The sequence below is a fragment of the Novosphingobium clariflavum genome, from assembly GCF_026420865.1.
GTDB classification, from domain to species: Bacteria; Pseudomonadota; Alphaproteobacteria; order Sphingomonadales; family Sphingomonadaceae; genus Novosphingobium; species Novosphingobium clariflavum.
Map to the genome: position 1 here is coordinate 561,428 of NZ_JAPCWC010000001.1, position 9,808 is coordinate 571,235.

Genomic DNA, 9,808 nt, shown 5'->3' on the forward strand with positions numbered 1-9,808 from the left:
GCTCCCGGATCCTCCATCCGGGAGCCGTCTTTTCAGGCCTTTTCAAGCGAAGCGGCAAGATCGGGCGCAATGCGCACGAGCGAACCGTGACGGGCGCCTTGCGGCATGACAAGGCGCTCCCCGACATCCTGCCAATGGATCATGTCGCGTGTCGATACCGCGCCCCAGCGGCCGTCGCGGTAAACATCGTAATAGCAGATCAATTCATCACCGATCCGCGCGGTCATGGGGCCTTCCACCCAGGACGGCGTGAATGGCGCACCGGGCGGTGCGAAAGGGCCGAGCGGACTGCGCGCCGAAGCGACACGCAGCCATTTGCGGGGCGGCATGACGGTTTCGTCCTTCACAACCAGCCAGAGCCCGCCATCGGGCGCATGTGCAAACGTGCCGTCGATCACGCTAAAGCCGGGGTCGTAAAGCACTTGCGGCGGAGCAAACGTCTTAAAATCCGCCGTGGTCGTGTACCACAGCCGATGATTGTACCCGTCTTCCGACGTACTCGCGGTTTCCGTGAAGCGGCCGTCAACGGTACTCGACCAGAAGATCACCGTTCGGCGCGAAGCGGGATCGAAGATCGCTTCGGGCGCCCAGCAATTGCGCGTGCCCGGCACCGAAGCCATGACCGGAAGTGCCCGCTGCGGCGTCCAGTTGATGAAATCCCGGGTTGTCGCATGGCCGATCGTCACCCCCTGCCAAGCCGTGGTCCAGATGCAGTGCCAAGGCGCATCAGCCCCCTCCCCGCGCCAGAGGAAGGGGTCTCTCAGCAGGTTTTTCTCGCCGACATGCGGCACCAGGAAGGGCCTGCCGCCGCCGAGCGTCCTGAATGCGAAACCGTCATCGCTGAGCGCCAGCTTCAGCCCGTCCGCCTCCCCTTTGCCGGTGCTGAAATAGGCAAAGAGCAGCGGGCCATCCGCCGGCCGCGCGCCCAGACGCGCGGAGGCACAGCCCGCCAATGCCGTCGCGCCAAGGCAAAGCGCACGCCGATCAATGCAAAACGTCATCACCGTCCGTCCGTCGAGTTCATGGGCCGGGCCTGTGCCGGGGCACCGGGGTCTACAGACACTGCAGCGCGATCTTTACTCACGGGACATCACTTTGGTCGTGGTATCACGATCGCTGCCATCGCGGCTTGGGAAAACTTGACACAGCACCGGGAAAGAAGGTGCCGAAATATATCCATAATTCAAGGCCTCTTGGCGCATTGATGGAGCATCTTGGGGAAATCCCGAAGCGACGCGCGCAAGGCCTGCATCGCCAAGCGCCCCGCAGCGCGCTCGCCGGGGCCGAACACCTAGGTCGCGAGGACAAATTCAGCGGGGAGCGGCGCGACCTAGTTGGGTGGCAAGCGGAAGCGGAAGAGGAAGCGGAAGCGGACGCTGCCCCAACCACCCCGCTCATGCTGAGCTTGTCGAAGCATGGGGGCTCAGCGCCCCGGTTCAGGCCTTCGACAAGCTCAGGCTGAGCGGGCGTGGTCTGATTTGGATGGCTAGCTGCCGTTCGGAGATGGTGCTTCATTCCACGCTCGAACGACTTTGATATGCCGGAAGTTCAAATGACTGGCCAGTGCCCCAGATGGCGGCTCTTGAGGTATTTCCATTCTACCTCTGATGCGTGCATGAGCAACTGCACCCCGAGCACGATCTACATACGCGGCTGCAAGGTCGAGCAAGGCCGGGCCACCCTCATATAGGATGATCGGGACACTACAGCCGTCTTGCTGCACTTCGATGCTGTCGTGAACACCGATCTGGACTACTGAGACATCCAATTCGATTTCTCGATTTTGTAGGTCCGTGGCCACAGGGAGGTCAATGCAATTGACAGCCGTCGATGGTTGGACTGCCTGTAGCATCATGAAGGCTGGCAGATAGAACGGTTGCACGGACAGATGCTACCGCTGGTTTCTGACGTCCGCAACAGCGGCGTAAACGGCCGCTCGAATTTGTCCACGCGCCCTAGGTCGTAGATCCCACGCCGACGATACGGCGACGCTTGTCGCCAATTTCACGCCGGGCCTTTTCGATCAACTCCAGTTCGGTAACGGCCAGCAAATCCTCCGAAACCCGGATGAGGTGTGCCCGCATCGCCTGTCGCGCGCGCTCTCCATTGCGCTCGGCCAGGGCATCATAAATCTTGCGGTGCTCATCCGACCGCGGGGTGATCCCGGCTAGCCTCGCCTGCTCGAACATACGCCGGCTTAGCGGCGACTTTTCCCGCAAGTCCCACAGGCGTTCGATCGCCTGAAAAACCAAAGAACTCTGCGTCGCCTCGGCTATGGCGAGGTGGAACTGCCGGTCCAGATCCAGTTCCGCGGGGGATGCCGGGTCCAGCGCTTCCATGCGTTCGAGAAGCTGCCCAAGATTGGCCAATTCGTGATCGCTCATCACGGTTGCGGCGAGAGCGGCGGCCTCGCCCTCGAACATCAATCTCGCCTCGATCAGTTCGAATGCACCGACGTCGAGCTCATCCTTGGGCCGGGACAGGGGCACATGCTCCGCAACGAACACCCCCGAGCCATGACGGACCTCGACGAGGCCCTGGATCTCGAGCGCAATCATCGCCTCCCGGACGGTCGGCCTGCTGACGCCGAAACGCTCTGCCAGGTCCCGCTCCGGTGGAAGGCGCGAACCCGCCGAAAATTGCCCGTCCCGCATCCCTTGCTCAAGTTCGCAGGCCACTCGCTGGTAAAGTTTTACACGCCCTGTCATGCGAAGGCATTGTCACAAGCGGCACGCAACGGCAAGACACCTTACCAATTTGCTCGCCATGCCAACCCAGCATCACCTGCCCATCCAACGGCGAGAGTGCGCCGCGCCAGAGACCGCCCGCTGACCTCACCAGTTCCACATCGTGCCGTCCTCGAGACGGGCGACCGGGAGGAAGGCCGGCTTGTAGGGATACTTCGCCGCCAACTGCTCGTCTATGTCGACACCGTGACCGGGCGTTTCGCCGCAGAACAGTTCGCCCTTCGCGAAGTGGTAGTCGTGCGGGAAGACCGCATCGGTCTCCTCGGTGTGGCGCATGTACTCCTGGATCCCGAAGTTGGGCACCCAGGTATCGAAATGCAGCGCGGTCCCCATGGTCACCGGCGAGAGATCGGTAGCGCCGTGACTGCCGGTGCGGATCTGGTAGAGCGCGGCGAGATCGGCGATACGGCGCAAGTGCGTGACCCCGCCGGCGCCGACGATGGTGCATCGGATATAGTCGATCAGCTGGTTCTGGATCAGGTCCTTGGCATCCCAGATCGTGTTGAAGATCTCGCCCACCGCGAGCGGGGTAACTGTGTGCTGGCGCACGAGACGGAAGGCCTCCTGGTTCTCCGCTGGCGTGCAGTCCTCCAGCCAGAAAAGCTGGTAGGGCTCCAGCATCTTGCCCAGGTTCGCCGCTTCCTGCGGGGTGTAGCGATGATGGCCATCGTGCAGCAAATGGTAGCCGAAACCGTAAGTCTCGCGCAACTTCTCGAACATCCTGGGGACATAGTTGAGCGCCTGCCGCGTGTCCCACCCGGTGACCGAGGGAAGCGCGGCATCGGCCGGTTCGTAATAGAGCTTGCCGCGCCCAACGCCGTAAGCGTCCTTGATCCCCGGCACACCGGTCTGCGCCCGGATGGCCTTGTAGCCGAGTTCGATATAGTGGCCCACGGCATCAACCGTCTCAGCGATATCGCTGCCGTTGGCGTGGCCGTAGACCATGACGCTATCCCGGCTTCGGCCACCCAGCAACTGGTAGAGCGGCATGTTCGCCATCTTGGCCTTGATGTCCCACAGGGCCACGTCGACGGCCGCGATCGCGCGCATCGTCACCGGTCCGCGACGCCAGTAGGCGCCCTTGTAGAGGTATTGCCAGATGTCCTCGATGCGGCGCGGGTCCATGCCGAGGATGCAGGGGATCACGTGCTCTTCGAGATAGGCGACCACCGCCTTTTCTCGCCCGTTCATCGTGGCATCGCCGATCCCGTACACGCCCTGATCGGTCATGATCTTGAGGGTAACGAAGTTTCGCCCGGGACAGGTCACGATAACCTTGGCGGAAGTAATCTTCACGGCTTCATCTCCCTTGGGGCCTGCAGGCACCCGCCCGCCGCTCTATCATTGCAGCGACCGTATTATTGGCCTTACCAAATGATGGCAATAGATCAGATGACTTAATCGCATAAGCGTAAACCTTAGGGGGCGATCCTATCCATCACCACCTTGCACCCGCGCAAGGGAGCCATCGCAATACGACCCGCTGCTGCCTCAAGCAGCGGCAAAAGCCGATTGTCAGTCTACATGGACAAAGCGCCCCGACATGGTTCGGCAACGCTTTCGGCATGAATGGGCGACCGGGAGAGGATACAAGCAATCTCTATTCCGACACGATCGCCGAAAAACCGGTCACGGCTGCCTTTCGGCCACGCGAGGCGCGGGCCACAGCATCGGTGCCGCCTGGGCTGCGGCCAGATCGCTGGCGCCGGCTTCCTCCACCGGCAGGCCGGCGCAGCGGTTTGCCGTTCTCATCACGTTGCATTGCGCCGCCACATGACCGGGCAACCGCACCGCAAAGCCGCCGGGGAAGCGCGGATCGGCCCACAAGTAATCGGTCGAGACCGCCTGAGCCCCGCTGGCCAGCGCCGCGGCGCGATGGGCGACGTCATTCGAACGGGCCTGCCAGGTACTGTCGTCAGCGCGCGTCCGCACGATGAAACCCGCCTTGACGTCGGCAGCGATACGCGCGCCCTGCGTGACCGGGTTGTTGAGCGTCAGATAGGCTGCGGCGGGCGAATTCTCGTCGATATTGACGAAGGCGACCCGGCCCTCGAGCGTCTTGCGCGTGCCCCGGTAGGCCGCGACCTTTGCCTCGTTCTCGTCGAGCGCGAAGTAGAACTTGCCGCGGGTTTCGCCCAGTTTCGGCCAGTTCCCGGCGAGGACCGCCTCGCGCAGCGTGGGATACCGGCCTTGCACGTCATCCGGCGTGACCAGCATGTGCGCCGGCAGGACCGAGCGGATCTCGGCGTCGAAGGCATCGAAGGCGGCCTCGTCGAACGGGATCAGCGGCACCCCGCCGGGGACAGCATTGCCGTCCTTGGCATTGACGAGGATCATGATCGGTGCGTGATCGGGATGGCGCTTGGACCAGGCCTTGATCTCGCCAAGGCAGCGACGGAACGTCACGCAGCTCGATCGGAAGTCGAGATCGGGCACGTGCAGCACCTTGAAGCCGGGCTGTTCCATCAGCCGGGTCCAAGCTGCGGGCAGCGTCGTGCCGGTCTGGCGCGCGATTGCGGGGTGGGCATAGCGCCCTCCCTGCGGATCGAAGACGACATCGATCTCCAACTGGCGCGCGCCCGCGTCCAGCTCCGCCGTCAGGGACTTGTGCGCATAGTCCAGTTCCTGCGCGATCTTCGGTGCGGCCTTGGCGAAGAGCGCATAGTCCGCTGGCGGGATCGCCTGCTTGTAGCTGTTGTGCGTGCCCACCGTGGTCACGTCGTTCATCTTGAGATTGCGGTCCATCCACGCCCTGGCGCAGCCTTCACCCGCAGAGGCGGCATCGGGCGCATCCAGGCGGCAGGAGCGGGGCTTCGAGGCGGCAGCACCGGCCTGCGCCGTTCCCGCCTGCAAGGCGGCCCCCGCCAGCAACAGGACGAGGGACAAAGTGCGGATGGATGGCGACATGAAACGACTCCGGTAATAGCGTGCCCGATGGTGGAACCCGAAGGGCAGAACTATTTGACGCGGCGATGACAGGACGCCCGGCGGCCACGATCGCCAGCATCTGCATCGGGTCTGGTCTGCCCCCGGCGGTCTCTCCGTGGCCTGAGCCCGTGGATTTCCTCCAGGTTTGAGTAGAGTCCGGCCCTTGCAGGAGTCGGATGAATATGAAGCGGAGCCGGTTCAGCGATGAACAGATCATCGCGGTGTTGAAGGAGCAGGAGGCTGGAATAGCGACGGCGGATGTGTGCCGCCGCCACGGGGTCAGCTCAGCGACGTTTTACACGTGGAAGGCCAAGTATGGTGGCCGAAGGTATCCGAGGCCCGGCGGCTGCGTTCGCTGGAAGAGGAGAACGCTCGGCTCAAGCGCCTTCTGGCCGACGCGATGCTGATAACGCCATGCTCAAGGCGATCGGTCTGAAAAAGTTCTGACGCCTGGAGCGAAGCGTCAGGCGGCGGCTCACCTCCAGGAAGTCTTCGAGGCGAGCCAGCGCCGGGCTTGCGAGGCTCTGGGCGTGGATCGAACGAGCGTGCGCTACGTCAGTCGCCGGCCGGACGATACTGTGGCACGATTACGCAGTCATCAACGTGGAGGCACATACCGGCCTGACCGGCGAGTGTTTTGCCAACGTGCTGTTCGGGGCTGGGCCGGAGGACTTTCGCGCGTATGTGCTGGCGTACGTTCACGTCCTAAGCCCGTTACGCTGGCTCGGATTGCTGGACGAAACCCGCCACGGCAAGCCCAATCCGACAGAAAAGCTGTTCACCAAGACGGCGCTATGGTCTCGGGTTATCCAGGCAGAATCCGACAAGGTGTTGCCCGATATCACACGGCATTGATCCTTGCTCTTTCGTTGGCAGTTAACATACCATGATTTTGGCCGGTAAAGACGTTACGATTAAATATTTAGGAAATCTCATGTAACAGGCTGGCACTGCGCGGTCGCAACTGAGCCGTCTGATTTTGTCTTTGGGGGAAGTATGTTAAAATATGCAGCACTTCTGGCGGGTTTGATAGGTTCGTCCGCAATTGCTGAGGACCCCATAGTTTATAGCCCTTTGAAGAATGGGCAGACGTTTGTGTGTGCTGATTTAACAGCCAGCAATGTCAATGACAGCAACCAAATACGACAGTACGTTCTGGGATATTGGAGCGGATTTAACGCAGCCAACTCGTATAATTCATTGCCTGGCGTAGATGTTGGCGCAACCACCAGCGCCAATGGAATTTTTGGGGAAATAAAACTATATTGCGCCCGCAACCCATCAATGGATATTCCTACTGCCGTTCTGTCAACCTACCTTAAATTTAAGCGAAGTGGCCGATAACGACGTGGGACACATTATAAGATAATCTGGTATTAATGTCCGAGAGAGATTTAGTGCGCAAACTTTGGGGATTATTCATTGCCTTTTTTCTTTTCGGGCTTAGCACGCTTGCCGTAGCCCAGGAAAGTGAAGAACCATTTTGGTTCGGAAATAGCTGGGCCGTTGGGCGTGAGCATATTTCGAATAAAAAAGACGTTGGCAGCGGAGTAAAATGCTCCGTATACACTAAACTCTCTTCTTATAGCGCCATGATTGGCATCAAAAACCAGCCAGCTATAATTACTATGTTTATGGGCACGATGCAGATGACATCTCTATCATTTGCGTCTCCGACCGCCCCTATTGACGAAACAAATTCCATGAACATGAGAATACTCATGCAAGACTATACGACGAACGATCTATCTTCTGACGTTGTTGCTTTCCCCTTTCCTGAACGTGGTGGCCACACGTACATTTGGATAATGCCCAATGAGGAGGGACGAAGGCTTGCCCATCTGCTGTCTAATGCCCTGACCGTGACCATCAGGAATGCGGATAGTGCGGTGGTTCAAACGATTGCTGTGAACGATGAAGGGCGTATTGCCTTTGAGAGGCTCGCCGATTGCGTGTCAGGATGAACCGCCCCGGGTTTGCCGGAGGCTCCAACTCCTGAGAAGGTGGAGCCTGTATGAGCAAGACAACGAACAAGTTTGCGCCGGAAGTCCGCGAGCGCGCGGTGCGTATGGTGATCGATCACGAACGTGATTACCCCTCTCGCTGGGCAGCGGTGGTTTCGATTGCGGAGAAGATCGGCTGCGTTCCGCAGACGCTGCATGAGTGGGTGAAGAAGGCTGAGGTCGACAGCGGCAAGCGCGCGGGCGTCCCGACCGAGGTAGCCGACAAGATGAAGGCACTGGAGCGCGAGGTCCGCGAGCTGCGACAGGCCAATGAGATCCTGCGCAAGGCATCGGCATATTTTGCCCAGGCGGAGCTCGACCGCCCGTTCCGGCGATGATCGCCTTCATCGACGATCACCGCGATGCCTATGGGGTCGAGCCGATCTGCCGTGTCCTGCCGATCGCCCCATCCACTTACCACGAGCGCGTCGCAAAGCGGCAGGATCCGACACGCCTGTCGGCGCGGGCGCAGCGGGACGTCGCCCTGAAGCCCGAGGTCGCGCGCGTATTCGCCGAGAACTTCGCGGTCTACGGCGTGCGCAAGGTCTGGCGGCAGATGATGCGGGAAGGCTTTCCGGTCGCCCGCTGCACAGTCGCGCGGTTGATGCGGGAGATGGGCTTGGCAGGGGTGATCCGGGGCAAGCCGGTGCGCACAACTATCAGTGACAAGGCGGCGCCATGCCCTCTCGATCACGTCAACCGCAAGTTCTACGCGCCAGCGCCGAACATGCTGTGGGTGTCGGACTTCACCTACGTCGCGACCTGGGCGGGGTTCGTCTACGTTGCCTTCGTCATCGATACCTATGCTCGGCGGATTGTAGGTTGGCGGGCCAGCAGAACGGCCCATGCCAGCTTCGTGCTCGATGCTCTGGAACAGGCGCTTCACGATCGTCGGCCGGCCCATCGGGGCGGCCTCATCCATCATAGCGATCGCGGGTCGCAATACGTCTCCATCAAGTACACCGAGCGTCTCGCCGAAGCCGGGATAGAACCCTCAGTCGGCAGCGTCGGCGATAGCTATGACAACGCTTTGGCCGAGACGATCAATGGCCTTTACAAGGCTGAGGTGATCCACAGGCGTGGACCATGGCGCAGCTTCGAAGCAGTCGAATATGCCACGCTCGAATGGGTCGACTGGTTCAACCATCGTCGGCTGCTGGAGTCCATCGGCAACATCCCTCCTGCCGAAGCCGAAGAACAATATTATGCTGCCGCGGCCAACATCGATATGGCAGCGTGACTCACAACCCAATGCCTCCGGCAGACCCGGTGCGGTTCAGGATAACTGTCCGTCGTCAGCCCCAGTGGCACAGATTTGAGGTTGTTATTTAGGGAGGGTTGGGGCTTCGTCGTAGTGACGAACGAACGAAGATGAAGGCCCAACCCTCCTTGAAAAAATCGGCAACCAAGGCCTCTGCGGATCGGGTGGTGAGGAACATCCGGCGGCAGACCCGCCGGCATTTCTCGGCCGAGGACAAGATCCGCATCGCGCAGTTGTGCCGCAAGGAAGGCATTGCCCAGAGCCTGAATTACACCTGGTCGAAGGCGTTCATGGAGGCGGGCAAGCGCCGCCTGGCTGGCGACACCGCCCGTGCTGCGACCAGCGGCAAAGTGCAGGATCTGCGCCGCGAAGCCGGTGCCCTGAAGGAATGCGTTGCCGACCTGACGCTCGAAAACCGTCTGCTGAGAAAAAAGCGTGATCACGGAGGGGCGCGACCACGAATGAGGTATCCCGCATCCGAGAAGCTCGAGATCATCCGGTTCGTCGAGCAGTCGCACCTGCCCGCCAAGCGGACGCTCGACAAGCTGGGCATCGCCCGTCGGACCTTCTACCGCTGGTATGACCACTATCTCGAGGCGTACTCGACGACTTCTCGCGCTACATCATCGCCTGGAAGCTGTGCACCAACATGCGGGCCGAGGATGTCACCGATACGCTGGACCTCGCCCTGGCGGCTTCCCGCTGCGACAGCGCCACGGTGCTGCACAAGCCCAGACTGCTTAGCGATAATGGCCCCAGGTACATCGCCGGCAAACTGGCGGAATATGATCTGCCCCCTTCTGAGTGGCCCATCGACTATCGTAGTCTGGACCACGAAGGAGGAATGGAATGGCTCGGAAGCACAAGCT

Annotated in this window: 7 protein-coding genes, 2 pseudogenes and 1 other annotated feature; of the genes and pseudogenes, 5 read left to right on the forward strand and 4 right to left on the reverse strand. The window is 60.9% G+C overall.

Features of this window, described 5'->3' with window-relative positions; all coding sequences use genetic code 11:
* Positions 1-32: 32 nt before the first annotated feature.
* The 4 genes from OKA11_RS02210 to OKA11_RS02225 all read right to left on the reverse strand — a co-directional run bounded on the left by OKA11_RS02210 (position 33) and on the right by OKA11_RS02225 (position 5,654).
* Complete coding sequence (locus OKA11_RS02210) at positions 33-1,001, reverse strand: glycoside hydrolase family 43 protein (protein WP_267218594.1); 969 nt, start codon at positions 999-1,001, stop codon at positions 33-35.
* Between the two features lie 954 nt (positions 1,002-1,955).
* The gene (locus OKA11_RS02215; RefSeq protein ID WP_267218596.1) at positions 1,956-2,708 is read right to left on the reverse strand and encodes a FadR/GntR family transcriptional regulator; all 753 of its coding nucleotides are present in this window, start codon (positions 2,706-2,708) and stop codon (positions 1,956-1,958) included.
* Positions 2,709-2,834: 126 nt separating this feature from the next.
* Positions 2,835-4,043 carry a D-mannonate dehydratase ManD gene (gene manD / locus OKA11_RS02220; protein ID WP_267218597.1) on the reverse strand — a complete coding sequence of 403 codons (1,209 nt, stop codon included), beginning with the start codon at positions 4,041-4,043 and terminating at the stop codon, positions 2,835-2,837.
* A 333-nt stretch (positions 4,044-4,376) separates the two neighbouring features.
* Complete coding sequence (locus tag OKA11_RS02225; RefSeq protein WP_267218598.1) at positions 4,377-5,654, reverse strand: phosphatidylinositol-specific phospholipase C1-like protein; 1,278 nt, start codon at positions 5,652-5,654, stop codon at positions 4,377-4,379.
* A gap of 203 nt (positions 5,655-5,857) precedes the next feature.
* Between OKA11_RS02225 and OKA11_RS02230 the strand changes: the two are divergent.
* From OKA11_RS02230 to OKA11_RS02250, 5 genes and pseudogenes are all read left to right on the forward strand, one after another.
* Positions 5,858-6,262 (forward strand): annotated as a pseudogene (locus tag OKA11_RS02230) (transposase); the annotation flags it as partial.
* A gap of 16 nt (positions 6,263-6,278) precedes the next feature.
* Positions 6,279-6,530, forward strand: coding sequence for a hypothetical protein (locus OKA11_RS02235; RefSeq protein ID WP_267218625.1), 252 nt, complete (start codon positions 6,279-6,281; stop codon positions 6,528-6,530).
* 524 nt (positions 6,531-7,054) lie between these two features.
* Positions 7,055-7,639, forward strand: coding sequence for a hypothetical protein (locus OKA11_RS02240; protein ID WP_267218599.1), 585 nt, complete (start codon positions 7,055-7,057; stop codon positions 7,637-7,639).
* Positions 7,640-7,689: 50 nt separating this feature from the next.
* Positions 7,690-8,918 (forward strand): IS3 family transposase gene (locus tag OKA11_RS02245; protein ID WP_120249343.1). Its coding sequence is split into 2 segments (ribosomal slippage): positions 7,690-7,978 and positions 7,978-8,918, totalling 1,230 coding nucleotides; the frame shifts between segments, so codons are not numbered across the junction.
* Positions 7,971-8,087, forward strand: a sequence feature (AL1L pseudoknot). It overlaps the preceding gene by 117 nt.
* A gap of 131 nt (positions 8,919-9,049) precedes the next feature.
* Positions 9,050-9,726, forward strand: a pseudogene (locus tag OKA11_RS02250) (DDE-type integrase/transposase/recombinase); the annotation flags it as partial.
* Positions 9,727-9,808 lie beyond the last annotated feature (82 nt).